This is a genomic window from Vibrio sp. Vb1026 (genome assembly GCF_033338745.1).
Taxonomy (GTDB): domain Bacteria; phylum Pseudomonadota; class Gammaproteobacteria; order Enterobacterales; family Vibrionaceae; genus Vibrio; species Vibrio alginolyticus.
This window is the reverse complement of the sequence record NZ_JAWOTH010000001.1, coordinates 676488-703228: the sequence shown is the minus strand read 5'-3', so window position 1 is coordinate 703228 and position 26741 is coordinate 676488. Positions and strand designations below refer to the sequence as shown.

Below are 26741 nucleotides of genomic sequence, written 5' to 3'. Positions count from 1 at the left end.
GGGTGGCTCATGAGTAATAAGCAAATAGAACATCACCTCAAAAAGGCACTCGTTTCGAACAACGAAGCTTCGAAGGTAACAGCAGACGATACAATCGTGCTAGCCAGTGCAATGACCAGCGTACACAAAACCTTGCTGGTTATCTTTTTGCTTTCCATGGTGGCTATCGCCGTGGCATCTCAGGCTCGTATCGACATTGTGGTGTCGGTGCGCGGTGAGCTATTGCTCGAATCTGACATCGAAAAAGTGCAACACCTTGAAGGCGGTATTCTAGAAGAAATGCTAGTGCGCAAAGGCGAAGTGGTTTATGAAGGTCAACCTATTGCACGCCTTCGCTCTCTGGATAGAAACACTCAACTTGATACGGTAAACACAGAGATCATTCAGCTTGAGCTAGACAAGATTCGTTACGAAAGCCTGCGCGATATGGTGGAACCCGATTTTTCTGCCTACATCGAAAAGTACCCAGAATTAGTGCAAGTCAACATGAATACCTGGCAGCAAGAATTTTCTAAAAACCGTTCCAATGAAGAGTTGATCACTCACGATATCCAACATAAGAATTCGCTTATTGATTCAATGCTCAAGCGCCGTAAAAGCTCCGAGAACCAGCTCTCCTTAATACGCAAGCAGCTCAATATTAAGAACACCTTGTACAAAGAGGAAATGGCGTCTTACGTCGATGTTCTGAATATGCAGGTTCAAGAGTCAAACATGGTGCGTGAGATTGAAAACCTTGATGAGTCGGTCATGAATGAGCGCTTCCAACTCGACAAACTAGAGAAGCAGTACCGAGACTTGGTGGAGAATCGTAATGCCGAGTATCAAGCACAAATCATTCAAGCAAACAAGGACTTAAAGTTGAAACGTATATTACGTCCTCAACACTCAGATAAAGTGGATCGCCTCGTGGTTTACGCCCCTATTGACGGTGTAGTAGATAAAGTGCACTTCAATTTCCGCTCCGCTGTGATACCGCCAGGTGAAAGCATCGCGGACATTGCACCGATCAATAACGCCCTTCACGGAGAGGCGAAGATCCCGCGTAAAGACATGGGTTTTGTAGAAATCGGACAAGCGGTCAAAGTGAAGATGGATACCTACAACTTTGCCAAATACGGATTTTTGGAAGGTCGAATTGCATCGATCAGCCGTTCTTCTTATGAAGAAGAAGACGCTGAATTCTATCTCGCGGAAATCCAAATCAGTCAAAACTATCTAGAGCGCGGAGGCACACAATACAAGCTGTCCCCTTATATGGAGTTTACCGCAGACGTGAAAACAGGTTCACGCCGGGTGATCGAATACGCAGCGAAGCCGGTTATGTCGGCTATCGAAGACGCATTCGATGAGAGGTGATGGATGAGTAGCAAACCTTCTTACAATATTTCCGTTCCTGTTATGCGCCTAAGCATCGCTTTCAGCTTGATGCTGGCTGCCCTCGCCTTTTATTTGTATATCTCTTGGGAAAAAGTGGATTCAGTCGAGAAAGTGCAAAACGCGCCTCTGTTGGTTCAAGCTCAACAGCTCAACCAAACTATCGAGTTTGATATTCAAACGCTTCAACGCTGTTTAAGCGCGCGTTATTGCAGTACAACAGAGCTTGATTTTGAGGTTCTGAAAGACGAAATTGACCAATTTAAGTCGCTCGCGTCACTCAACAAAACCGAGTTTAGCTTGGTGGGCGCGACCGAATACACGCAGCTTGAACTGGCAATCAATCGCTTCTCAGACAGCCAAAAAACACGCGACGATGTGTTGGCACTGTACCTCTCGCTCACCAATAACTACCTACAAATGGACGACAACTACCGGACCATATTTAACAACCATGCGAGTGACCTAATGATGGAGAAAAACGAGTTCTTCATTTGGTTGTTTGTGGTCGTTGTCGTACTGGTTGGTATCGCAGTGCTATCGAACTTGGTGGCAATCCTTAAACTGAAAAAATCCAGCTCGAATGAGCGTGACATTGACCAAGAATTCGATGAGCTTTATCAAGAACTCAAACTACTGGATTTACAAAGGTTGGAAGAGTTGCTGAATGAAGTGAGCATCAATCCTAAGCAGCGTCAGATCTACTCACACCTAAAACTGATTTTCAGCAAACTCGAAGAGCAAAAACGCAATAACGATCTCTACAAGCAGCTCTATGCTCTGATTGGTTACGAGATTCGTGGCATCACCAACACCATTAACGGCGGCGTGCAATATCTCGTTCAAGAGACCGATGAGAGCGGAGTGTTGATGGCGCAAGATATAACCTCGGCTGCCAATACCCTGTCTGAATTGGCAGAGAACTACAACCGACTCATTTCACAAGGGACCGAGAGCAAATCGAAAGAGTTTTCACTGCTGAATGTACTGTCTGAATTGATGATTCACATCAGTTCAAAAGTGCAGCGAAATGAAGGTGAGCTAGACTGCTTTATCTCAGATAACTTACCAAACCGTGTTGAAGGACAATCTACCAGCTTATTCTGGGTGTTGTTCCTACAGCTATCAAATGCCATCCAACTCAAAGCCGACAAGAAACTGTTTGTCACCATTGAATCAGGTGCGGCGACAGACATTGAAAATACCCGCTTGACCATCAATCTAAACTTCTTAACCACACTGGATGTGCCGTTTGCCAAGCTCAATACCCTACACTGGAGCGACCATAAACAGCACACTGCAACCAAAGACGATTTGGCTAAAAGCGTACTGAAAGATTATGGCTATTACGAGAGCCATTGGTATCAATCGGGCAATCAGGAACGTTTTCAAATTCAGCTCGATTTGAAAGCCAAAAGCTTCCACACCGAGAAAACTCGCTTCGACAATAAGCGTTTGTTGCTGTGTGCCAACTCTCAGCTGCGCATTGATGTAATGAACAAAATGTTAGTCAACTTGGGCTTGGAGATCACGCCAATTCGAACGCCGAACGAACTCTTCTCTGCTGCAAAAACCTTTGGCGAATACGATGCCATCATGCTGACCGACACGTTCGAGCCAAACAAGCTGCCCTCACTGAGCAAAACGGTGAAATCGCAACTGCGCAATCACCCGAACACGAAGTTGTTGCTTTCAGTCACTAGCACTCAGCAAGCACAAGAGAGTCATACCTTTGTCGACAAGATTCTGAACTCCCCCGCGATTCCGTATGAGTTCATCCCTAACCTATTAGCAATCATGGAAGCGGAAGCCTCTGAAGAACAGATGGAGAACAGCTCATTCCTGATTGTGGAGGATGACCGTGTTCAACAGATTCTACTCAAACGTATTTTGAGCAAGCAAGAATACGAAGCCGACACCGTTGGCGATGGCGCAGACGCCGTTCAGCATTTCATGAATCAGCGCTCAGACATCATTTTTATGGACTGCATCATGCCGGGCATGGGCGGCATTGAAGCGACCAAACGCATTCGACAATACGAACAAGAGAGCGGACAGAACCCTTGCACCATTATAGGTGCGACAGCATTGACCAGCAGTAATGAACACCAAGCTTGTATCGAAGCTGGAATGGATTACGTGATCAGCAAACCTTATAAAAACGACGAAATCATCAAGGTGATCAACAAGTATGTGGCGGTACAGAAACTTAACTAGCTGTGTATTGGCAGCGCTTACATTGAGCAACGCTCCTTCGGCAATGGCGACCACCTTGCTTGAGGCGGTCAAACTCGGCTTGGAAAACAATTTATCTCTGCGCGCTAGTGACAAAGGCGTGGAAGAAAACGAATACAACATCGACATTAGCCGTTCTAAGTTTCTACCCTCTTTAAACGGTGCTGCTGATACCACATGGAATGAAAACGAAACCATATTAACGGGAACACCGGATACACGTTCTAGCTACAACTCGAACAGCTACAGTGTGTCTTTATCCCAATCGGTGTTTAACCTTGGTGACATCTTTAAATACGGCACCGCGAAGCTTGATTTCAACATTGAAGAAATCAAACACGAGAACAAAATCCAGAGCACCATTTCTGAAATCGCGACGCAATATTTCGAATACCTCAAAAACAACGCGCAAATCAAAGCCACCCAAGTAGAACTTAAATCGTCTGAAACACGTGAGCGCCAAATGCGTCGCAACGTGGAACTTGGCAACACTGCGGCGAGCGAGTTGTATGAGGTAATTGCCCAGAAAGAAGGCATTGCCAATCGCTTAAGAACCTTAGAGAAAGACCGGCGCGTAATTTTGAACGGTTTAGAGATTCAAGTTCAATACCCAGTCACCCCATCACAGGACATCTACGAAAGCGTGCCCTTGGCGGAAATCAGCGAATCCGAACAACGTGAGATTCTTGAACAAGCTTTGAAGCTCAATAACGACTTATTGGTTGCGAAGAAAACCGTCGAGCGCAGCCGAAGAGGCTTGAAAGAAAGCGGTTCAAACTTTGTGCCGACCGTATCGCTCTCTGCCAGTTACCGTTACGACGATGCGAACAACTATGACCGAACCGACCCAACCGCAACAGGGGACAGTAACTCGACCAGCGTCGGGTTGAACTTGAATGTGCCAATTTTCTCCGGCGGTTCGGATTACTACGGTTATCAAAAATCGTCGACTGCCATCGAGCGAACCGAGCTGCTGTACCAAGATTCATTGTTCGCGACGCGCAATAGCGTTAACACCTCAGTACTCAACATTAACGACTTCTCCCGCGCCATCAGCAGTTACGAGAACATCATCCGTGCCAACTACTCTTCCTACAAAGGCATTCAACGCGCCTATCAGCTTGGTACGCGAACCATTACCGACTTACTGGCAGCGGAAAGTAAACTGTTCAGCGCACTACGTGATTACGAGAGCGCGCGCTATGACTACATCATTGAATCGATCAATCTTGAGCAAATCAAAGGCATGCTATCGGTTCAATCTATCGAAAGCATCATGCAGTTGATGAGCGATATCGAAGGCAGAAGCAATCAAGACTTAGTTCCAAAACACCTTCTCTCTAAACCATCGATTAAGAAAGGAGGTCGCAATGCAAACTGAGCACTTTTCCCAAAAGATTAACTTTGCTGACAAGTGTTATCTGACTTTCTCAACGGTCATCTCAACACTGTTTGGTTTAGTGCTGCCCTTTTCGATTCTTATTATCTTTGACCGTGTTTTACCTAACCAAGCCAAAGACACGCTGTTTCTTCTGTTTGCCATTATCTTGATCACCATCTTCCTCGACTATCACTTAAAGAATCAGGAAGAGAAGATTTCGTCGGTGATCATGAAGCAATTCGAAACCAACTTAACCAACAAGGTGTTTCAATCAATCTGTTTGGCTGAGATATCGAAGTTTCGTCGTCTAGAACCCGGTGAATACCTAGAGCGTATTGCGACCATTCCAGAGATTAAATCCTTCTTTGGCGGAGAATCTGTACGGGCATTGATCAACCTTGCCGTCAGCATACTGACCATTCTGATTATCGGTGTGATCAACATTTGGGCGGGAGTGACCATCTTGCTCGCCTCCATCATTTTGGCGGTGTTCGCACTCAGTCTTTCCAAGCAGAAAATCAACAGCTTAGAAAACAAATCCGACATCGAAGGCTTAACTACTTCTAAAATCATCGAGATCATCTCTAGCCCACTCGATATCAAAGCGCGCAATATGGAATATCGCGTTGAGAGCTTGATGACACAAATGGTGGAAGAACGTGAAGTCGAGAACATCAAATACGAGCAAATTGAATCAAACTTCAACCTTATCTTGTCGCTCATACAACAGCTCTCCATCGCTTGTGTGGTGGTGGTTTTGGCAACGGCAGTTATCAACATGCAATCGAGCCAAGGCATCATGGCTGCCATCATCATGCTTACCAACCGCTACTTCGCGCCATACCAGCAAGTAATGCGCACGGTGAGTCGATGGGAGTTGAACAAGCTTCATATTCAACGTATCGCCGAGCTGCTTGAGCTTGCTGCATCTATAGAACAACAAAACGACACGACGGAAGTCGAGCGCATCTCGGTGAAGTATTCGGAAAAACAACGCATTGAGTTTGAACGCGGTCAGGCTTACTTGCTGACGGGGAAAAGCGGCGCAGGTAAAACCCACCTCGCCAATTGCATTACGCGGCAAAACACCGACAGCAAGCTCGATATCCAAATCAACGAGACACCGCTCGATGACGTCAACTACAACGTCTGGCGTAATAGCGTGCTCATGGTCGACAAAACCAGTTCGTTCGTCGAAGGCACCATCATCGACAACTTGACTTGTTTCCGCCCGAGCTTAAATAACACGGCATTTGCGCTTTGCGAAACCATGAACATCAAGGCACAAATCGATGCCCTTCCCGCTGGTTTTTACACCGAGCTTAAAGGACATTTACGCAACCCATTCTCGCGCCAAGTCGCTTATGCCTTGTTGTTAGTGCGTGCCTTACTCGCGAACAAACGTGTGTTGATCTTCGACGACATCGACTGTGTTTATGATGACGACTTTGCTCGATTGGTTTTGACCAGCACCGCCTATCGCGCCAACGACAAAATCCTCATCATCGTCAGCAACAAGATGGACAAACTCAATCATCGCCTCAAACGCGTCAAACTTACCGGAGGTGACCAATGAGTATTTTGGTTGATTTTAATAATGTCCCTCAGCGCTTGTTGGACTTTGAGGCTCGCAGTTATGACGAGCGATACAATGAGTCACCTTTGATTCGTGGTTTAGCTTACACCCTCATAGCGCTTGAATGGGAAGGCACACCTTCTATCCTCAGCGACGCTTTTATCCCTAAACCAAAAGACAGCGACAGTTTTATCGCTACGATTGAACGCCTTGGTTACCGTTGTGACGTCACCAAACTAAAAACGTTGGAGCACATCGAGGGGCATCCTCATCCTTGTTTTATCGAGATAGAAAACCTCACTGCGATTTTCTTGGGCACTAAAGACGGCAAACTGATCCTGTTTGATTACACAAATAACAACACCATTGAATACCCGCTCTGCAAGAAGCCGTGCTTGTTGGTCTCGATCAGCGAATACTCCCGCTTATTCCGAGAACCGCCACCTGAATCTCAAGACCGCAGTAACTGGATTAAATACGCGTTTTATCGCTACAACAATGAACTCAAAAGCCTGATTATTCTCAGCTTCGTGGTCAGCATTCTCGGCGCACTCCAGCCCTTTTTTATTATGAGTGTGTACAACTTCGCCTTAACCTCTAGCTCGCAAGCCACGCTTTATTGGCTCACGTTATTTGCTGTGATTGTTGGGTTCTCGGAATACTTTTTCAAGAAAATGCGGGTCAACATCATCGCCACATCAGGAAAGGATTTGGCGGTGCATATTTCTCAAAACGTAATATCCAAACTGTTGTGGCTTCCTTATTCGATGACATCTACCGCTGGTGTCTCTTCTCAGTTAGCACGATTGAAGGACATCGACACTTTCCGCCGTTTGGTAACCGCAGAGTCAACATTAAGCTACTTCGACATGCCGTTTGTTATCGTATTCATTATTGCCATTGCTCTTATGTCTGGTACCGCAGCGCTAGTCGTTATGGCGGGGTTGATTCTAATGTTGGTGTTCTGTGTTTATTCTCGTTACATCTACTCGCAAGCCACGTCCAAGAGCTCTCGCGCCAACGCCATGGTTTCTTACCAATGGAATGAGATTCTTCGTGGTATAAAAACCATCCAAGGCTTGCCATTATTGCGTGTTATCCAGTCCCGCTTTAGCGCATCGCATTTACAAAGCACCAGCGATGCAGAACATGTTTCAGTGACTAATAGCAGGGTTCAGGCAGCAGGCGGGAGTTTGATTCAGGTTATTGGTACCGCAAGTATCGTCGCGGCCGTTATCGGCGTGATGGACGGCACCTCCGATGCAGGTGCAATGCTTGCTACCGTAATTTTAGTCTGGAAGGCGTTGGGGCCTATTATGGGCATCTACAACTCTATTTCTAAGTTCCAATCCATTAAGGCGTCTTCTGCGCAAATCAACAACCTTATGGCGATGAATGACGATAAGCTAACGTTAGAGAAAAGCCCCCCTATTCGCCTCTTTCAAGGTAGTATCGTCGGCTCTGGTGTGAGCCATCGTTATAGTGGTGCGGCAACAGGCTTAACTAATCTTGGTTTTAAAATTCCACCGGGCGCAAAAGTTGTGATTTGTGGACCAACAGGTTGCGGTAAAACGACGCTCATTTCTATTATCGCTGGGCTAGAGGAACGCTATCAAGGCTCAGTTTCGGTGGACGGTTATAACATCAAACAATTCAACAGTTACCGCTATCGAACCTCGATTAACTACATCCCGTTTAACCTGCATATTTTTGAAGGCTCCTTGGAGACTAACTTCATCTTGCATAATGGGTTAATCCCAACAGAAAAAATGCGTGAAATGGTGAGTTTCTTTGAGCTCGATACATGGTTGCCACAAGGCCTGGACACTCAATTGAGCGTTGATATCTGTAAAAGTTTACCAAATGGTATTCAACAAAGACTGCGGCTCGCATTAGGGCTAGGCAACTGCGAACAATCTTTGATTATCATTGACGAGCCATTTAATGGTGCAGAGCAAGAAAATTCCCACTACTTCAAGCGGTTATTTAGCGACAAACTACTCAATAAGACCGTTATTTTCTCAACGAATGATCCGGGCATGATCTCTACATCCAATATGAGCTTAGTCTTGGAGCCAGATGGCAACCTGAAGTATTTCGGGTTAACCGATAAGTACTTAAAAAGTCTAAGTTAAGTTCGGAATGTGGTGTGGTTCATCATTCATACTTGAGCACGGTCATTGACAAAAATGTAAACGATGAGACTATTTACTCTGTAAGCGCGTACACTAAGGAATCCGATGTATACATTTGTTGCAGACAAATTGGATGTGGTTTATTTATCAACGATACCAGAAAACTACCAGTTACAAGACTTCGACGTGCCTGAAGAAGAACTCGAAATTCGTGAAATTGTAGAGGTATGGTATGAGTGTGCGTTTCTTCCTGACTTTAACCTTCAACACATCGACATCGAAAACAAAACTGCTTTGGTCGAGACACAAGCGCAAGTCGTAAACAACTACACAAGTACGCTCGCTTTTTTACTCAAAAGTCGTACTTATCGCGCAGCACTTAACCGATTATTGAGTGTATGGAGATTGGAGGCAGCAGCTAAAGCACAGCTTGAGCTGCTGTTACTTACGGAAGAACAGAGTAGCAAGCCAGTAAATTAATCAGCTAGGATAAGGGGCTAAAAATCTTAAACCCAACCATCGAATCGGAGACGTTTCTGCACGCGTTCAACCGCCTCTATCTGCATCTGACGAACACGCTCGTTAGATACGTTTAATAACAGGCCTATTTCCGACAAGGTTTTCACTCTCTGGTCAAATAATCCGAATCGATGGATTAAGACTTTCTGCAACTTAGTTGGCAAGGTTTTAATAATATTTTCAATAGCTTGAGTAAAGCACTGGTTTTCACAGTCTTGTTGTGGATCTGGCGTATACTCACTTTCACACAGTTCAAGAACAAATGGAACACGATGAAGGTCCGCAGTGGTCGATACATCAATAAAACCACTAAGAGCAACAAGTTCATCTATACGCTCTGCTTTCACCCCTGAGCAGCGTGAGAGTTCAGAAATAGACAACTCCTTGCTCTCACTTTTTGACGCATCGAGCTTTTTTAAAGCCAGGCTATTTATCTCTTTGCACACATGAGCAGGTAAACGTACCGTGCGGCCATTGTTCATTAATGCCGCTTCTATATTCTCGCGAATCCACCATACCGCATAAGTAGAAAAACGGTAGCCTGGCTCAGGATCGAACTTATCGACCGCTTTTATCAAACCAATGTTACCTTCTTCTATTAAATCGAGCAGAGTAAAGTTATTGCCTGGCCGTTTGAGGTAGCCTTTTGCGATTTTCACAACAAGTCGAAGATTAGACTCAATCAACATTTCGCGCGCTTCTTCATCACCAGCTCGATTAAGTTTGGCGTAATGCAACTCCTCTTCACGAGACAACAAATCAATCCCCACAATATCTTTGAGATAGTGAGCATAAGGGTCTTTCCCAACTGACAACGATTCTTTCATTGACAGTTCATCCGTGACAGCTCGGAACCTAGCAAAGCATTCGTTGTTCATTCCCCGTCCTTCTCAAGCCAACTTATTTCTTATCTTCTTTAATTGTTTTTGTACAACACCGTATGCATCATGCTTTATATGCATTACTTTACACTGAGTGTAGACAGGGGTTCTGATCTTTACCAAGAAATCGCTTATCACTTTAAAACAATTACTGCTTCTATGATAAAAACGTGAGCAGGTGGGGGGTTATATATATGAAAGTGCGAATATTTGTACGCAAATTGGCCTCAAAGAAAACAACGCAACGTAATCGTCAACGCTTACCACGTTACTCTGACTAAACCTTTGAGGCTTGAGGATGGTTTGAAGTATCAGTTGAATTAGCGAGACCTAATTCACTTGACGAAGCGCAGGTTGAAGCTGACAGTCTGTTATAACTTGGAAAACTGCACGATTCTTTCCTTCAGACTTACCTTGATACATCAACTCGTCAGCATCTTGCAAGCTCACGATGTGGGTAAACTCAGGATAGTAAGCACAGCCCAAACTGATACTCAAATGAATTGCTTGTCCACCCAGTATAACAGGCTGATCGTAAACGGCTTTACAAAGCATATTGGCAAAATTGAGTGCTTCTCGCTCTGACAGAGACGACGTAACGAGTGCGAACTCTTCTCCTCCAATTCTCGCCAATGTCATTCGGTCATCAATCATCGACTTAGCGGCTTCTGCGATGGCAACTATTGCTCGGTCTCCAGCAAGGTGGCCATATCGATCATTGATTGATTTAAAATCATCAATATCAAACACCATCACCGTTAAGTTTCGCTTCAAATGATTCAGTAGCGCCAATTGCTCAATCAGGTGTCTACGGTTGTATAGCTTTGTGAGAGAATCCGTCAACGTCATCTCCAGCAATTGCTGATTGGCAATCGTTAATTGCCTTGTCCGAAGAGCAACCATACGTTTGAGGGCAAAAATATGATAAAGCGTTGCAATCGCCATAATGAAAATAGCAATAGGGAAAAGATAAAGTGGATAAACCGTTTTCACCACACTCCAACGGGTGAGGATCCGCTCACGATCCGTATCGATGACTTTTTCAAACGCTCTTGATACCTCTAAAATGGAAGTTGCACTGTGCATTCCTGCTGCAATCCGAAGATCTTCACTATATAAGCTAATTGTCGGGACAAACATACCCGCTCCCGGCGTGGTTGCCATATAAAAGTTAGCAACTTGCAGGTCTGCAACAAAGTACAGCACCTTTTTATCGACGGCGGCTTGTATCATCGAATCATTGTTAATGTATTCTGCGATAGGTGCATTCGGATAATTCGTCTGAACAAACTCAGACTCGTAACTTCCTTTAACAACGCCAATTGGCAGCGTCATTTCGCCAGTTAAAACACTCCTGATATCAACCGAAAGTACATCTTTATTTACGTACAATTTGGTTTGGATAGGCATTATGACTGCGCCAAAGTCCATATACTTCGCTCTTTCGGGCGAGTAGACAAGTCCTCCGTGAAAGTCAGCCTTACCCTCTTTTACGGCTTGTAAAGAAGCATCCCAATCCAAAAGGAGAAACTGAACGTCGATTTGGTTGTTCGCCGCGTACTCTTTCCAAAAGTCGATTAAAACACCTTTAGGTTCACCATCTGGGCTAAGGTAAGAGAACGGCTTCCACGCTTTGGAGTTAGCAACAATTAAAGAATGAGACTCTGCCTTGTGTGCATGCGCCATCGGACAAATGGACAGCCACAGTAGTAATAAAGAAGCACACGCTTTTTTACATTTGCAACCATAAGTACCATAACTCGTCGATGACATACCTACTTCTCACCAGTCTTTTTAAACCATAATCTCGGCTGTTTGATTAGACTAAAGATATAGTAGAGTTGCATAAGACAGGAAGTGACGCTTATTGATATGAATCTAACTTAGTAAGTTTTAGTACTTAATTGGTACTTTCAACGCCTAGTTCGCTGAAGCAGTTGAAGCAGTTGAAGCAGTTGAAGCAGTACATGATAAATTAGGAAAACTTATCTGGTACTAAAAATTGAATATCATCAGTTTTGCAAACACCTAGTACCAACAAAAAAGCCCTATTCAAAATCCACCTTGGGGAGAACTTTGAATAGGGCTCTTTGCCTCTATGCTTCATTTTACGGCTGAAGCTACCTTTACCTTTTTTCGCTTTAACGACTCGTGTTTGGAACAGCTGACTGGTAACAACCGCTTTTAACGCGTTGTCTTTGATTTCACCTCTGCCGAAGTCGGTCTCATGTTGTGAGCCACTCGGTTGAGGACTGATTTTACGCTTTGCCATAAATCCTCCTTAATGGTCGAACCAGATTGGACAATAATTATATAAATAAGTCAAATTTATAGATTTAGTTGAATTTTATGCTAAAAAACTTCACATCACCGTCATTTATTTGAAATTTAATCAAAAACATGCTGGTTAAATAGTGACTAAATACAAATATTTGTCCATAAAGCACTAATATATGTTGACTCTTCGTGGAATTAACCTAGACTCAAACACGGCTAGAAAGAAAGTTCTTTGTTTTCACATTTCGTTGGATTACTTGTAACCCGTCGTCCTGTGGTACGCAATAGCAATTTATTTTTCCACGCTATAAGCGCCGTTGAGGCGAAAGATTACATTATTTAGATATTTAGGAAATAGACATGTCTAACACAGCTACTGGCACAGTTAAGTGGTTCAACGAAACTAAAGGCTTCGGTTTCATTCAACAAGAAAACGGTCCTGACGTATTTGCTCACTTCTCTGCAATCACTGGTGACGGCTTCCGTACTCTAGTTGAAGGCCAGAAAGTAGAATTTGTTATCTCTCAAGGTCAAAAAGGCCCTCAAGCAGAGCAAATCAAAGTACTTTAATTCTTAAAGAATTTGATACGATAGCCAGCTTTTAAAGCTGGCTATTTTTTTGCCTAAAACTTATTTTGCCAACAAAACGATATAAATCTATGGCTCTTAAACCAACCATTTACAAATTTCGTATCGCCATTTCCGATATGAATAATGACTATTACGATTCTAAAAATCTAACTATCGCCCTTCATCCTTCTGAAAAGCCGCAAAGAATGTTGGCTCGCATTCTAGCTTACTGTTTAAATGCTCAAAGCAATCTGGAGTTTACAAAAGGACTCTCTACGATTGAAGAGCCTGATTTATGGCATGTTGGCGATGATCAAAGCATTACTCACTGGATTGAAATTGGCGAACCAGAACCAGACAGAATTAAGAAAGCTTCTCGCCTAGCAAAGCATGTAAAAGTTTACACTTATAACACCAAAGCGGCTGTCTGGTGGGACAAAATGTCAGGAAAGTTCTCAATGTTTCCCGTCAACGTAGAGAGCTTTGACTATGACGCTATCGACTTGATTTGTCAGCACCTTGACCGAGGTACTAGCCTTTCTGTTATGATTACTGGCAGCTCAATTTTTGTTGATATCAATGATCAGCATATCGAAGTAACGGTGAAGGAACTAAAAAACCATGACGTCTCTTAGTGAACTGAGTCAAGAGATGGGATTTGAAGAAATCCCCTTTGTTAAAGAACATAAAGCAGCAAAGCGACGTTGGTTAAAAGAACAGTCACAACTATTTACAAAAGTCTGTGAGAACAAACCCACAACAGCACCTACTCTTCACCTGCTTGGCCTTTTGACCAAATCACATATTGAAGCAAGTGCTAACTACGAGCAACATGCTCACTCTACCCAGCGTATGCAGCAAGTTCTGACTGACTCCTTGGGTAATGAGCTCGCGGATAAGTTTACTAACCAATCTGCTGAAGACCTAATCTTAGTCACCCACCTTTGGTTATACACGCAAGGCTATTTAAATATGGATTTCAGCTTGGCGCACGATCATGCCGAGCAGACTCAAAATACATTGCAGCATGAGCTTGTCATAAAACGCATGGACGTTGATGCATTCAGAACCGAACTCATGCAAAGTTTTTATCAAGGTAAAGAAGCCCGTCCGGCTTCAGCAAGTGGCTTTTGGGGTTGGTTTAAACGTCTATTTTCCGCATAAAGTACATGGTTTTATCCATTTCAAACAACTGATAGACTTCACGTTCAGTGCAACAAGCATCATGATTGCATTCTTAAAGGACAATTACCCAATGAACAGCAAGGGATCATTATGAAGTTTATCCGTTGGATTTTAGGCAAGGTTATCTTATTGCTGAACGTGGTGTTCTCACCTCGTGGTATTAAGCGCACCGCAGAAGAACAGCAACGTATTGATAAAAAAGCGAAACAATACGCACTTTACCAATTTGAAGCCTGCCCTTTTTGCGTAAAGGTCCGCCGTGCAATGAAGCGTCAATCGGTGAACATTGAGCTACGTGATGCAAAAAATAACCCGACTCATCGAGCTGAACTAGAGCAAGGTGGTGGGCGAGTTAAAGTCCCTTGTCTGCGTATCGAAAAAGATGGCGAGACACAGTGGTTATACGAGTCATCTGACATCGTCGCTTACGTTGAAAAAGAATTTGCCTAAGTTCCCCCTATGAACATTGGCGGATGTAAAAGAGGCACCTAACGGTGCCCCTTTTCTATTTTTTCTAGCTAGATGTTGCCGTGCGAGCTTTCCTTATTCAGTCTTCTTGCTCAACTCCAAACTTAAACTCCACTAAGCAAATAACGGGTATGCAAGAACAACACAACGAAGATTACCACCCAACGTCTGCGTTATTCATCCACGATCAATGTTAGCTCTACGCGCCGATTGCAAGCTTTACCACTCGCTGTCGCATTGCTGCACTTCGGTACATACTCTCCGAAGCCTCTAGAAAACACTCGTTGACGTGGAATACTCGTCGCCAATAGTTGTTTTTCTACTTCACGAGCTCGCTTTTCAGATAGCGTGTCATTGAAGCTTTCAGCTCCCGTGCTATCCGCATGACCATCAATCACGACATCAACATCAGTTCTTCCAGCCAGATAGTGACCAATGTTTCGAATCCAGTCTTGAGATTGAGCAGATAACCGTGCAGAACCCGTTTGAAAATGCACTTGCTCTTTCAAACGTATCATCAGGTGACCACCACTGAGCGTCTCGTGAGGAATGTTATGCCTGCTCAGGAACATTTCCAGAGAGGTCACGTTTTGCGACTTTTTTACTGACGCCCTCGCCGTTTGATATGAACGAGGGGAAGAAGCCACATTGGATGCGCTCGGGTATCCCCACTCTGGGTGTCTCAGCTCAGTGTTTGATTTAGGAGCTGTATCTAAAATGTTCCCACCAGGGACCATATCTTGATCGAGGCTGCTGCACCCGGCCAGAATGCCACAAACAATTAAAAACCAATGCTTCATACCATTACCAACGTAGAAAAACTCTTGTTCATTGTGTCGACAAAACACGCCGAATCTTTAGCGCTTTTGTCCACCGATTGGTTTGTCTATGCAGCGTTCATGCCACTGGAGTCAATGCAAAATCATCTCTCAAGTAAAACGCAACACTAAAATACCCTACCCTTACAGTCCATACGTCAGGCAAAGTCTGTTACCAATGGTCTCACTTTATTGTTATTTAATGGTTTTAGTCACTATCGTTAACCGATAAACTAACGCAAATTTCTCATTTAGAGCACTACTATGTTAAAAACCATATCGAAAGGCTTTGCTGTTGTTGTTGCCGTAATGGCTTTGTCGGCATGCGATAGCGGCAAGAGTCAGCCTCAGCAAGGCAAACAATACGAAGTTTTGCCAGTATCCCTTGAAGAGTATGATTTAGCTCCCCTGACTGAAGCATTCTCTTTAACTTGTGGCCACTGCCGCTCAATGGAAGAGTTTGTCCCTCAAATTGAATCATTGACCGATCAAAGCGTTGAAAAAATGCATGTAACGTTCAATGAAAGTGCACAAGTGAGCGCCATCATCTTCTATACTGCCGTAATGCAGCTTGAATCAACACCAGATAAAGCGTTTATGGCGGATCTTTTTACTGCTGTGCAAATGGGTGCCGATGCAACGGCTGAGGAACGCCAAATCGCCGTAGAGAAAGCCTTTGAGTCTCGCAACCTTATCAGCCCTTACCATTTAGATGAAGCACAGCAAAAAGCGCTGTTTGAGTACATCACTAAGGCAGAAGCGATCACGACTCGCGGCCAAATGAACTCCGTTCCAGCCTTTATCGTAAACGGAAAATATCAAGTGATTACTGGTGGTCATGACAGCGTTGAAGCCATGGCAGAAACCATCAAATTTTTGCTAAAACAACCTAAATAGACAAGGAGATTACGTGTCTAAATTTTTGTTTCCTCTTATTATTTTTATTTTGGCGGGCTTTTTCATTTACCGTACTTGGACAAACCATAAAGTAGCAGATGAAAACTTTGCCAAAGGCCAAGCATTCTTACTAGAAAATGCGAAAAAAGAAGGCGTCATCACAACAGAAAGTGGCCTTCAATACATGGTTCTTGAAAAAGGCGAAGGTGAGGTTCACCCAACTGCAACAAGTAAAGTAAAAGTACACTACCACGGCACCTTGATTGATGGCACGGTATTCGATAGCTCTGTTAATCGTGGTGAGCCGATTTCATTTGGTCTTAACCAAGTCATTAAAGGCTGGCAAGAAGGTCTACAATACATGGTAGAAGGTGAGAAAATCCGCCTTTTCGTACCAAGCACGCTTGGCTATGGTAAGAGTGGCTCTGGCCCAATTCCACCAGCAAGTGTTTTGATCTTTGATGTTGAACTGCTAGAAATTCAATAAATCTAGAAAGCTTTGTCTTAAAGCCAAAGTATCAAAACCAAAAACGCCGTGAACCACGCGGCGTTTTCTGTTTTAAGAGAGGTTAAAAACCAATATAGTGATCCGAAAGCAATGCAATGAACAACGCCAAAAGATGATAGATAGAGAATTTAAACGTCTCCATCGCGGTATTTGGCTCTGGTGCATATTTTAGCTTCCATGCATGGTACATAAAGCCAGCATTGAGGAGTAGCGAGGCAAAAAGATACACCACGCCGACCATACCAACCAAAACCGGTAGGACACAAACCAAAGTCAATAGCACCGTATACAACAGAATAGAAGTTTTGGTGTACTCAATGCCGTGTGTCACTGGCAGCATGGGAATATCTACCTTGCGGTAATCCTCGACACGATGAATAGCCAGAGCCCAAAAATGTGGTGGCGTCCAGATAAAAATGATCATCACGAGCAGCCAAGCATTCGCATGTAATTGCCCTGTTACAGCAGTCCAACCGAGAAGAGGCGGCATCGCACCGGCAATCCCAGCAATGACGATATTTTGGGGCGTAGCACGTTTGAGGTACATTGTGTATACCATCGCATAGCCGAGCAAACTCATCAAAGTCAACCATGCCGTCAGCGGGTTGACCATCGCATAGAGAAGTACAAACCCTAAGACACCTAAAACTGTAGCGAAGGCTATCACCGATGATGGTTTAGTCTCACCCGATGGCAATGGTCGTTTGTGTGTACGTGCCATTCTCGCATCAATTCGGCGGTCAATTAGATGATTAAACGCTGCCGCAGACCCTGCCATCAGACCAATCCCCGTTAGGCCAACTACCGCGTGCAACCAGGGGAAATCATCAACCGGGGCTAAGCTCATCCCTACTACTGCCGTCACCAACATTAACGCCACCACTTTAGGTTTCGTTAACTTCAAATAAACGGAACTTAGTCGCTTTCGCCCATTTAACGACAGCGCGATTTCTTTACTCATAGCGAACTCCTTTCGCGGTGTAATTCCAAGCCGTTTTACCCTGCCACAAGTAAAACTGACTAACACAAACGAGACTCAACATAACAGCGGCACCAAGGTTGTGCGCCACCGCGACATAGATAGGAAGTTGAAATACTACGTTGCTTACACCCAGCATAATTTGGCACACCAGAGTGAATAACAACCACCCTCCGATTCTCTGTGAATGATGAGAATCTTGCCTCATAAGCCCAATACTATAAGCCAATACCACGGTGGCGGTAACAATAGCGCCTATACGATGAGTGACGTGTATAGTCATTCTTGCCGGATACTCCAAGACACCAAATTCATAATTCTCGAATCCAGTTTGCCAGAAAGAAAACGCTTCTTTCCATGAGAGATGGCTCATCCAGTCTCCCTCACAAATCGGCAGTGTGGTACACATCAGCGCAGCATAATTTGACGAAGTCCATCCTCCAAGGAGCACTTGCACCAAAACAACCAGAAAAACCAACAATGAAAAGCCTCTCAGAGAGCTAGAAGATGGAGAGAAATAGAGATTGTTTTGCGCTTTTAATTGGCAGTAAAAAATCGCCTGTAACGCCAATAAAACAAAACCACCGAGCAAGTGAAGCATCACGATGACGGGCATTAATTTAAGAGTAACTGTCCACATTCCCAAAAGTGCCTGCCCAATCACCAATACGCTTAGCAACATCGGAATGGTTGAATTTACACGCTCAGACCTTATTGATATCGCTGCCATCGCAAAAATGACTAAACCTAACGTTCCTGCAAAATAGCGATGAATCATCTCAAGCCATGCTTTCTCATGCTCTACTGCCCGCTCGGGGAAGTTCAGGTTAGCACGTATGACGTCTTCTTCTTGATGCGGCACAGAAAAGTGCCCATAACAACCAGGCCAATCCGGGCAACCTAACCCTGCATCTGAAAGGCGAGTATATGCTCCTAACATGATCACCACGAGAGTTAGCAGCAAACTGAATCTAACCAACTGAATTAATTTCATATGCACTTCCTCTAACCGACTCGTGACAGTTTTAAGAGCTTGCGTAAGTCCGCCAACATACCTTTATTCAATAGGACTAAGTCCTCATTTGGTTTCGGCGAGTAAGACATCACCAGTTGCCCAAGAGGATCAACGATCAACATTTGCCCAGGTTTCACTTTTGCGGTAACCAATTCATTCATTTGCATCGCTAACATCGATACTTCTATGGGATCTGAATGCTCAGTCTGCCAAACGACTGGCACTACTCGCTCTTGATACTTACCTAAAGCAACATGGCTTTGCTGAAGCAGGTAAAGCTGCTGTTTACACTCTTCAGTGCATTCGTTAGGCAATACATAAGCGAGCTGCCAAGCATGGTCTTTGAGAGGTGACTCTTGACCAAGTTGCTCTAACGTCGTGTATGGTTCGACTAACTCGCCTCTATTGGTCACTCCGCTTTGATACCACCCTTGTGTGAGAATGACTTTTGCAATGACAGCGGGAAGCGCGAACGTACAAACCAGCGCAATCAACATTAGTCGTCCTTTGGTTACTTTAGATGTCATGCTTCACCTCCATGTGACGCAACTTTTTTTGCCAACGAACAAAAACAATTAAAGTCAGTAATAAGAAAACACCTGCCATCGAAAACCATTGAATCGAATAGCCAAAATGTTTGGCACTATTGAGTGGTAATGGATTCCAAGGAAAGTCATAGGGCCAACGAGTTAAATTGTCTGGCTGCAAGACTGCGGGCATAAGTTCAATGTTCAGTAGCTGATTCAATTGCGCGATGTTTAGGTTTTGCACGCGAATAACATCGCCAACTTCCGGCATTAACTCTGAGCTCAGTGGATTAGTAGATTTTCGGTACAGGCGTCCTGTGATGAAAATCGAATTATCGAGTTTGGTGACCGTTGGTAACATTGAGCGATCTGCTCTTCCCTCGACAAAACCAAGCTCCAATAACGCATAGGTACTAGGCTCATCGCTCGTCAATACAATCTGAAATGCTAAATATCCCACACTGCCTTGATGCGTTTGGTTGTCTAACAAAATTACGGGAAACGCCTGAGGAACAACATTAACTTCCACTTTTTTCCCGAGGATACTTTCCTCTCGCCAGTCGTTGTCTTCAAGAACGACGCTTAGTGCTTGGTACGCACTATCCGCACGCGCGAGAATGGCTTGTTCCAATGCTTGTTTTTCTTGCCCTCTCTCAAACTGCCAAAAACCCAGTTTGACCAAAAGAGAAAACACAACCACAGTTAAACCAACTGCAACCCAAAACCGTTTCGATAGCCATAATTGTCTTGATAACAACAATGATGAAACCGGAGGTGCCATGTCCACCGTATTTCTATTCAAACTGACGCTTGTCCTTTTGCTGCTTTTCATTATCTTCAACCTCGCAAAAGCGCTTATCGAAATGGTTCGTGAAGACCCAGATAATCCTGAAAAAAGAGACAAACCCATGAGTCATTACTTAGGCCGTCGAGTCATGTTCTCCGCTTTGGTGGTCGTCCTTTTGCTTATTGCGCTCAGCTCGGGTTGGCTAGCACCAAACCCTCGCCCTTATTAGTCGAACCAAGAGTTCACACTGCGCCTAAAGTACGTAAACAAACACAAACAGACATAACCAAACCACATCCACGAAATGCCAATACCAGCTGCCGGCTTGAAAGGCAAAATGGTTCTTTGGCGAAAAGTGATCTTTAGCGATTCTGAACAGCAGCACGATCAAGAAGATAGTCCCAAGACAAACGTGTAAACCGTGGAACCCCGTCAACATGAAGAACGTGTTACCGTAAATACCGGACTGCAACGTGAGCCCTATGTCTTGATAAGCATGAACATACTCAACCGCTTGGTAATATAGAAAAAAGCCAGCAAGTACGATGGTTATCTCTAACCAAACAATCAGTGCCGTTCTTTTGTCCTGTTCAAGGCTTATATGCGCCATATGTAGCGTAATAGACGACAATAGCAGCAAGATAGTATTGGTAAGGGGTATGCCCTGCCACGGCATAGCTTGTGTTGTTTCTCCTCCCGGTGTCAGTGTTAGTGGCCACATCGCTTCGAAGGTTGGCCACAGGACTTCGTTAGTCATGAAGTTATTATCTGCCCCACCTAACCAAGGCACAGAAATCATTCTGGCGTAGAACAAGGCACCAAAAAAGGCACCAAAAAACATCACTTCAGAAAAGATAAACCAGCTCATTCCTTGGCGAAAAGAACGAGTAATTTGCGAGCTGTATTTTCCACTCAGTGATTCAGTAATCACATTACTAAACCAACCAGCCAACATGTAAAGCAAGAACAAGAAGCCCACCGCTAGCACAATGCCACCAATGGTTCCCACTGCACCGTCACTTTGTGTCCCCTGGACGGTCATGCCCGCGCCAACAGCAACCAAAAACAGAGCAAATGCACCGATGATCGGCCAGCTACTTTGAGCGGGAACATAATATGTTCCTGGCTTGTTACTCATAATTTCTCTCCTTACTGACCAACCTTGGTCTGTATCTCTCTCCCTGAGTGGCTAAGAGCCTGTAGGAGGGGGAAGTTTATAGAGTGTGTAAGACAGCGTTAACGTGTGTATAGACTCCGGCAAGTCCGGTTCGATATAAAAAATCAACGGCATTTGAGCTTGCTGTTTACCATCCAGAGGCTGCTGATTAAAACAAAAACACTCAATCTTATTGAAGTAAGCAGCTCCAGTCCCGGGAGAAACAGAAGGAACGGCTTGCCCCACCAACTTCTGCCCGCTTTCATTAAATGCAAGGTATTCGGTTTGCACGACTTCACCTGGGTGAACATCCATCGAAATCACTTTGGGTCTAAACTCCCAAGGCATATCTGGGCTTACATGCGCCATAAACTCCACGCGAACAGTTCTGCTCATGTCCGGTTGCATACCTGTCGGTTGAATGGCGGCTACTTCACTTGTCTTTCCATTGATTCCCAGTGCGTCGCACATCACGTCATAAAGTGGGACCAGTGCATAGCCGAAGCCAAACATTAACAGGGTCGCCAAAAATAACTTCACTGTGAGCTTCTTGTTTGATGGATTCGGTTTCATGTCACTCACCCCACTTGCTAGTCAATCTTAGGCGGTGTAGTAAACGTATGATGTGGCGCAGGGCTTGGCACTGTCCACTCTAAGCCTTCCGCACGTTCCCATGGTTTTGCAGAAGCCTTCTCCCCGCCACGAATACACTTGATCACCAACCATAAGAAGATCAGTTGTGACAACCCAAATGCAAACCCACCAATTGATACTATTTGATTAACATCAGCAAACTGAATGGCGTAATCCGGTATGCGTCTTGGCATGCCCGCTAAGCCTAGGAAGTGCATTGGGAAAAACAGGACATTGACGGAAATAATTGAGCACCAGAAATGCCATAAACTCAGCTTGTGGTCGTACATATTGCCCGTCCACTTAGGTAGCCAGTAGTATGCCGCTGCCATGATCGAGAATACCGCACCAGACACCAACACATAATGGAAATGGGCAACCACGAAGTAAGTGTCATGATATTGGAAATCCGCCGGCACAATCGCCAACATCAGTCCCGAGAAGCCGCCAATAGTAAACAGCACAATAAAGGCAATGGCAAACAACATTGGCGTTTCAAAGGTCAGAGCTCCACGCCACATGGTGGCAACCCAGTTAAAGACTTTAACCCCCGTTGGTACCGCAATCAGCATAGTGCAATACATGAAGAAGAGCTCAGCAAAAACTGGCATCCCCGTGGTAAACATGTGGTGCGCCCACACAAGGAAAGATAACAATGCAATGCTGCACGTCGCGTAAACCATCGAATGATAACCAAACAGCTTCTTACCACTGAAAGCAGGCAGAATTGCGGAGATGATTCCAAACGACGGTAAAATCATGATGTACACTTCTGGGTGACCAAAGAACCAAAAGATGTGTTGGAACATTACCGGGTCACCACCACCAGCTGCGTCAAAGAAGCTAGTCCCGAAATATTTGTCAGTAAGAACCATGGTCACAGCACCTGCTAGTACCGGCATAACCGCGATCAACAAGAAAGCGGTGATTAGCCAAGTCCAAACAAACATTGGTAACTTGAACCAAGTCATTCCCGGAGCTCGCATATTTACGATCGTCACGATAACGTTGATCGCGCCCATAATGGAGCTGATACCCATGATATGAACAGAGAATACAAACAGCGCAGTGCTATCCGGGCCATAAGTCGTGGACAGCGGAGCATAAAACGTCCAACCAAAATCAGGACCGCCACCAGGTAAAAACAACGAGCTCAACAAAATAAGAAATGCAAAAGGTAAGATCCAAAAGCTCAAGTTGTTCATACGCGGCAGCGCCATATCTGGAGCGCCGATCATCATCGGGATCATCCAGTTAGCAAGACCCGTAAATGCTGGCATCACCGCACCAAATACCATTACTAAACCGTGTACCGTGGTCATTTGATTAAAAAACTGCGGATCGACTAGCTGTAGCCCTGGCTGGAACAGTTCGGCACGAATGATCATAGCCATCGCACCACCTGTTAGAAACATCGCAAAGCTAAACCAAAGGTAGAGGGTGCCTATGTCTTTATGGCTTGTAGAATACAACCAACGAGTGATGCCCTGGGGTGCATGATGCTCGTGACCATCATCAATCGCAATGGTACTGTTCGCACTGGCTTCTGCTGGCGCAGACTTCACTGCCTTATCTATTGGCTTACTCATATTTCCTCCTTAGCACTGCCTTGTGCCTTAAAGGCATTCACATCGGATGCTTGCACTGTATCGCCAGTATCGTTGCCCCATGCATTTCGTTGATATGTGATAACCGCGCCAATTTCTTTGTCACTTAACTGATTAGAAAAAGCCTGCATTGCGGTACCAGGGCGACCGTTGACAATAATATCTATGTGCTCTGTAACATCTCCGGTTGCAATAGGACTGCCTTTAATCGCGGGAAATGCACCCGGAATTCCCTCACCATTTGCCTGATGACACACAGCGCAACGCGCCGTGTATATCGATTCGCCTTGCGACATCAATTCGTCCATAGATAAGTCTTGAGAGAGCGCTTCTTGTGCCGCCGCTTTTTGAAGTGCGAGTTCTTGCTTCTTACTCGCTAGCCATTCATCGAACTTTTCTTCTTCCATCGCATGCACCACCACTGGCATAAATCCGTGTGCACGACCACATAGCTCCGCACATTGGCCGCGATATACGCCTGGCTCATCAATTCTTGTCCATGCTTCATTAATAAAACCTGGAATGGTGTCTTTCTTGACGGCAAAGTCCGGTACCCACCAAGAGTGAATGACATCATCAGAAGTCATCAAAAAACGCACTTTGCGATTCACAGGCAACACCAAAGGGTTGTCTACTTCCAGTAAGTAATGTGCGCCTTTAGCTTCGATTCCATCAATTTGTTTTTGGCTGGTGGCAAGCAAACTAAAAAACTCAACATCTTCGCCAAAATAGCTGTAATGCCATTTCCATTGCGAACCTGTGATCTTGACCGTGATATCCGATTGGCTTGTATCTTCCATTGCTACTAGAGTTTTTGTTGCGGGAATCGCCATAGCGACAAGAATGATGATGGGTATGACCGTCCAAATAATTTCCACTTTTGTACTTTCATGGAAATGTGCGGCAACTGCTCCTTTTGACTTGCGATGGCGGAAGATGGAATAGAACATCACACCAAAAACAATCAAAGCAATTACACAGCAGATATAGAAAATCAGCATATGTAATTCATACACTTGCCCACTTATCTCTGTGACCCCTTTTGTCATGTTGTAGTCATTTTCCTTTGACCAACCAAAAGAGGAAAATGTGATTAAAATCACATTCAGTGATAAGGCTAGAGTAGTCGTTAATCTTTTCAAAAGATCTCTCCTCTGCTCAGCCGCTACGCCTAAGCGAGCTTCCTTGCGTCCCGATGCAAATATCGAACAACTTTACGAAAAATCACAAAAACTACGATTTCGACACGGTTTGTTATATTTATGTTAAAAGGCTAGTTATAGTTCCAAGGTTCTTCAAGAAATTAAATATGATTAAATTTTGTTCGGATAAGAAAAATTAATTCGGTTTATCGATTGCCCTCTTTGAAATGTAATTGAGAACCATTTACATTGATTTAAAAGAAAACATTGAGATACTTACCAAACGAAGTGTCCAAGAAAGTAGGCTCCCCCTACTAAGGAATGACTGATATGACAGCACTAATTACGCAATGGCTAGAACGAGACCCTGACCCTAAGACTCGTGAAGAGCTACAACACCTCGTCGATACGAACAATGAACAAGAACTTACTGATCGCTTTGGCTCACGCCTTGCCTTTGGTACTGCAGGCTTACGTGGCAAAGTGGGCGCAGGTCCAAACCGAATGAACCGCTTGGTGATTCAAGAGACCGCCACTGGTTTAGGGAACTATTTGCTTGAGCAAGTCAAAGATGCCGCGAGTCGTGGTGTCGTTATTGGCTACGACGGTCGTCCCGATTCAAAGCAATTCGCGCATGATACCGCATCCGTACTGACGGCCCTTGGTATCAAGGTTTACCTAACGTATGACGTTGCAGCAACCCCAATTGTCGCGTTTGGTGTCCGTACATTGAATGCGGCGGCCGCTGTTGTTGTTACTGCCAGTCACAATCCACCAGAATACAATGGCTTTAAAGTATATTGGGAGAATGGCGCACAGATTATTCCTCCGCACGACTCTGGAATCGCAGCGAAAATTGATGACGCAACAACGAAGCCATTACCTTTAATGTCTCTCGATGATGCAAAACAGCACGGTTTGTTAGTTTGGTTGGAAGACGACTACTACCAAACTTACCGTAAGACAATGAACGAAAACGCGCTGCTTACTCCTGACAACAATACCGATATATCTATTGCTTACACAGCAATGCATGGCGTTGGCGCGAATATGGCGGAAACGCTACTTGCCGACGCAGGCTTCCAAAAAGTGGCAAGTGTTAAGGAACAGCGCGAACCTGATGGAAGCTTCCCAACCGTCAACTTCCCAAACCCTGAAGAAGCCGGTGCAATGGATATGGTGATGGCATTAGGTAAGTCCGTAGATGCCGATATCGCTTGCGCGAACGATCCAGATGCAGACCGTTTTGCCGTGGCAGTTAAACGCCCAGATGGCGAGTATCAAATGCTAACAGGTGATCAGGTGGGCTCACTGTTTGGCGATTACTTGCTGGAACAGCAACCTAACGCTTTGGTTGGCAACACCATCGTATCCTCAAGAATGCTGAGCAGCATCGCTAAGGCGCATGGCGCACAATACTATCAAACATTAACTGGCTTTAAATGGCTTACTAACGTTGCCATGGAACAAGAGACTGAAACCAACCCATTCTTGTTTGCTTATGAGGAAGCGCTCGGTTATACCGTGGGTAACAAGGTGTGGGATAAAGATGGTTTATCTGCAATCGTCGCGTTTTCACAGCTAACAGGCAAGCTTAAAGCGCAAGGCAAAACACTGTGGGATAAACTGGAAGAGCTGTACCGCGAGCACGGTTTCTACTTCAACGCACAACGCAGCATCGCTCTCGACCCGAACTCTCCACCAATCGGCGACAAACTCCGAGCAAATCCACCAACAGAGATTGCTGGTAAAAAAGTTGCAGTAACCGAAGATCTTAAAACATCGGTTCGCATGTTTGACGACGGCTCTGAAGAATCCATTGACTTACCAGCAAGTGACGTATTGATTTATCACCTAGAAGATCAATCTCGCGTGATTGTTCGTCCTTCTGGTACTGAGCCAAAACTAAAATGTTACTACGAAGTCATCAACCTCTTCCCTGCGGATATGAGCTATGAACAAGCACAGCAAGCAGCAGAAGCGAAGATGAACGAACTTATCGACGCGCACCAGCAAAGTTTGTAAGTCAAAGAGAAACATAGATATTTGATACAACAAGAGGCGCAAA

The 26741-nt window shown here is 44.7% G+C and carries 26 protein-coding genes; 14 read left to right on the top strand and 12 right to left on the bottom strand.

The window, feature by feature from the left end; translation table 11 throughout:
- Nucleotides 1–9: 9 nt before the first annotated feature.
- From R7E47_RS03240 to R7E47_RS03215, 6 genes are all read left to right on the top strand, one after another.
- Nucleotides 10–1359 carry an HlyD family type I secretion periplasmic adaptor subunit gene (locus R7E47_RS03240; protein ID WP_033906830.1) on the top strand — a complete coding sequence of 450 codons (1350 nt, stop codon included), beginning with the start codon at nt 10–12 and terminating at the stop codon, nt 1357–1359.
- 3 nt (nt 1360–1362) lie between these two features.
- Entirely contained in the window at nt 1363–3594 is a 2232-nt protein-coding gene (locus R7E47_RS03235; RefSeq protein WP_104980814.1) for a response regulator, read from the top strand.
- Nucleotides 3569–4993: a TolC family protein gene (locus R7E47_RS03230; RefSeq protein ID WP_025768454.1), complete on the top strand. Its 1425-nt coding sequence runs from the start codon at nt 3569–3571 to the stop codon at nt 4991–4993. The genes R7E47_RS03235 and R7E47_RS03230 overlap by 26 nt, the downstream gene beginning before the upstream one ends.
- Nucleotides 4983–6569 (top strand): ATP-binding cassette domain-containing protein, encoded by a 1587-nt coding sequence (locus R7E47_RS03225; RefSeq protein WP_005389021.1) that lies wholly within the window; start codon nt 4983–4985, stop codon nt 6567–6569. The genes R7E47_RS03230 and R7E47_RS03225 overlap by 11 nt, the downstream gene beginning before the upstream one ends.
- Nucleotides 6566–8704 (top strand): ATP-binding cassette domain-containing protein, encoded by a 2139-nt coding sequence (locus tag R7E47_RS03220; RefSeq protein ID WP_053307837.1) that lies wholly within the window; start codon nt 6566–6568, stop codon nt 8702–8704. Before R7E47_RS03225 ends, R7E47_RS03220 begins: the two co-directional genes overlap by 4 nt.
- A gap of 105 nt (nt 8705–8809) precedes the next feature.
- Nucleotides 8810–9184: a hypothetical protein gene (locus R7E47_RS03215; RefSeq protein ID WP_005375619.1), complete on the top strand. Its 375-nt coding sequence runs from the start codon at nt 8810–8812 to the stop codon at nt 9182–9184.
- Nucleotides 9185–9210: 26 nt separating this feature from the next.
- Here the strand turns inward: R7E47_RS03215 and R7E47_RS03210 are convergent, their stop codons facing one another.
- The 3 genes from R7E47_RS03210 to R7E47_RS03200 form a co-directional block, all read right to left on the bottom strand.
- The gene (locus R7E47_RS03210) at nt 9211–10101 is read right to left on the bottom strand and encodes an RNA polymerase sigma factor RpoD/SigA (RefSeq protein ID WP_017635872.1); all 891 of its coding nucleotides are present in this window, start codon (nt 10099–10101) and stop codon (nt 9211–9213) included.
- 333 nt (nt 10102–10434) lie between these two features.
- Nucleotides 10435–11877: a sensor domain-containing diguanylate cyclase gene (locus tag R7E47_RS03205; protein WP_318083711.1), complete on the bottom strand. Its 1443-nt coding sequence runs from the start codon at nt 11875–11877 to the stop codon at nt 10435–10437.
- Between the two features lie 202 nt (nt 11878–12079).
- Complete coding sequence (locus R7E47_RS03200) at nt 12080–12376, bottom strand: alternative ribosome-rescue factor A (protein WP_017635870.1); 297 nt, start codon at nt 12374–12376, stop codon at nt 12080–12082.
- A 365-nt stretch (nt 12377–12741) separates the two neighbouring features.
- On the opposite strand from R7E47_RS03200, the gene R7E47_RS03195 reads away from it, so the two are divergent.
- From R7E47_RS03195 to R7E47_RS03180, 4 genes are all read left to right on the top strand, one after another.
- Nucleotides 12742–12951, top strand: a complete 210-nt coding sequence (locus tag R7E47_RS03195; RefSeq protein ID WP_005375625.1) for a cold-shock protein — start codon at nt 12742–12744, stop codon at nt 12949–12951.
- Between the two features lie 89 nt (nt 12952–13040).
- Entirely contained in the window at nt 13041–13586 is a 546-nt protein-coding gene (locus tag R7E47_RS03190) for a YaeQ family protein (RefSeq protein ID WP_151515430.1), read from the top strand.
- Complete coding sequence (locus R7E47_RS03185; protein WP_053303766.1) at nt 13573–14115, top strand: hypothetical protein; 543 nt, start codon at nt 13573–13575, stop codon at nt 14113–14115. Before R7E47_RS03190 ends, R7E47_RS03185 begins: the two co-directional genes overlap by 14 nt.
- Before the next feature lie 111 nt (nt 14116–14226).
- The gene (locus R7E47_RS03180) at nt 14227–14586 is read left to right on the top strand and encodes a glutaredoxin family protein (protein WP_053350481.1); all 360 of its coding nucleotides are present in this window, start codon (nt 14227–14229) and stop codon (nt 14584–14586) included.
- A 191-nt stretch (nt 14587–14777) separates the two neighbouring features.
- Here the strand turns inward: R7E47_RS03180 and R7E47_RS03175 are convergent, their stop codons facing one another.
- Entirely contained in the window at nt 14778–15404 is a 627-nt protein-coding gene (locus tag R7E47_RS03175) for an OmpA family protein (protein ID WP_025768460.1), read from the bottom strand.
- Between the two features lie 282 nt (nt 15405–15686).
- Between R7E47_RS03175 and R7E47_RS03170 the strand changes: the two genes are divergently transcribed.
- Both R7E47_RS03170 and R7E47_RS03165 read left to right on the top strand, forming a co-directional pair.
- Nucleotides 15687–16319, top strand: a complete 633-nt coding sequence (locus R7E47_RS03170; protein ID WP_054574392.1) for a thiol:disulfide interchange protein DsbA/DsbL — start codon at nt 15687–15689, stop codon at nt 16317–16319.
- A 13-nt stretch (nt 16320–16332) separates the two neighbouring features.
- Nucleotides 16333–16806 (top strand): FKBP-type peptidyl-prolyl cis-trans isomerase, encoded by a 474-nt coding sequence (locus R7E47_RS03165; protein ID WP_005375638.1) that lies wholly within the window; start codon nt 16333–16335, stop codon nt 16804–16806.
- A gap of 82 nt (nt 16807–16888) precedes the next feature.
- Here the strand turns inward: R7E47_RS03165 and cyoE are convergent, their stop codons facing one another.
- The 4 genes from cyoE to R7E47_RS03145 are packed head-to-tail and all read right to left on the bottom strand — an operon-like array spanning nt 16889 to nt 20129.
- Nucleotides 16889–17788, bottom strand: coding sequence for a heme o synthase (cyoE, locus tag R7E47_RS03160; RefSeq protein WP_138939610.1), 900 nt, complete (start codon nt 17786–17788; stop codon nt 16889–16891).
- Complete coding sequence (locus R7E47_RS03155) at nt 17781–18800, bottom strand: COX15/CtaA family protein (protein WP_033906821.1); 1020 nt, start codon at nt 18798–18800, stop codon at nt 17781–17783. Before R7E47_RS03155 ends, cyoE begins: the two co-directional genes overlap by 8 nt.
- Nucleotides 18801–18811: 11 nt before the next feature.
- Nucleotides 18812–19348 carry a cytochrome oxidase biogenesis cluster protein gene (locus R7E47_RS03150; RefSeq protein WP_138939611.1) on the bottom strand — a complete coding sequence of 179 codons (537 nt, stop codon included), beginning with the start codon at nt 19346–19348 and terminating at the stop codon, nt 18812–18814.
- Nucleotides 19338–20129, bottom strand: coding sequence for an SURF1 family protein (locus R7E47_RS03145; RefSeq protein WP_199267669.1), 792 nt, complete (start codon nt 20127–20129; stop codon nt 19338–19340). The genes R7E47_RS03150 and R7E47_RS03145 overlap by 11 nt, the downstream gene beginning before the upstream one ends.
- Between R7E47_RS03145 and R7E47_RS03140 the strand changes: the two genes are divergently transcribed.
- On the top strand, nt 20128–20364 hold the full coding sequence (locus tag R7E47_RS03140; RefSeq protein WP_005375504.1) for a DUF2909 domain-containing protein: 237 nt from the start codon (nt 20128–20130) through the stop codon (nt 20362–20364). The genes R7E47_RS03145 and R7E47_RS03140 overlap by 2 nt on opposite strands.
- A 24-nt stretch (nt 20365–20388) precedes the next feature.
- Here R7E47_RS03140 and R7E47_RS03135 read toward each other — a convergent pair whose 3' ends face one another.
- From R7E47_RS03135 to coxB, 4 genes are read right to left on the bottom strand one after another with little or no spacing between them, the layout of a single operon-like run.
- Nucleotides 20389–21273, bottom strand: coding sequence for a cytochrome c oxidase subunit 3 (locus R7E47_RS03135; protein WP_005385214.1), 885 nt, complete (start codon nt 21271–21273; stop codon nt 20389–20391).
- 51 nt (nt 21274–21324) lie between these two features.
- On the bottom strand, nt 21325–21864 hold the full coding sequence (locus R7E47_RS03130; RefSeq protein ID WP_205461316.1) for a cytochrome c oxidase assembly protein: 540 nt from the start codon (nt 21862–21864) through the stop codon (nt 21325–21327).
- A 17-nt stretch (nt 21865–21881) separates the two neighbouring features.
- Nucleotides 21882–23513, bottom strand: a complete 1632-nt coding sequence (gene ctaD, locus R7E47_RS03125) for a cytochrome c oxidase subunit I (protein ID WP_005375510.1) — start codon at nt 23511–23513, stop codon at nt 21882–21884.
- The gene (gene coxB, locus R7E47_RS03120) at nt 23510–24673 is read right to left on the bottom strand and encodes a cytochrome c oxidase subunit II (protein WP_017821602.1); all 1164 of its coding nucleotides are present in this window, start codon (nt 24671–24673) and stop codon (nt 23510–23512) included. Before coxB ends, ctaD begins: the two co-directional genes overlap by 4 nt.
- A 330-nt stretch (nt 24674–25003) precedes the next feature.
- Here coxB and R7E47_RS03115 point away from each other — a divergent pair, with 330 nt between their 5' ends.
- On the top strand, nt 25004–26698 hold the full coding sequence (locus tag R7E47_RS03115; protein WP_025768465.1) for a phospho-sugar mutase: 1695 nt from the start codon (nt 25004–25006) through the stop codon (nt 26696–26698).
- Nucleotides 26699–26741 lie beyond the last annotated feature (43 nt).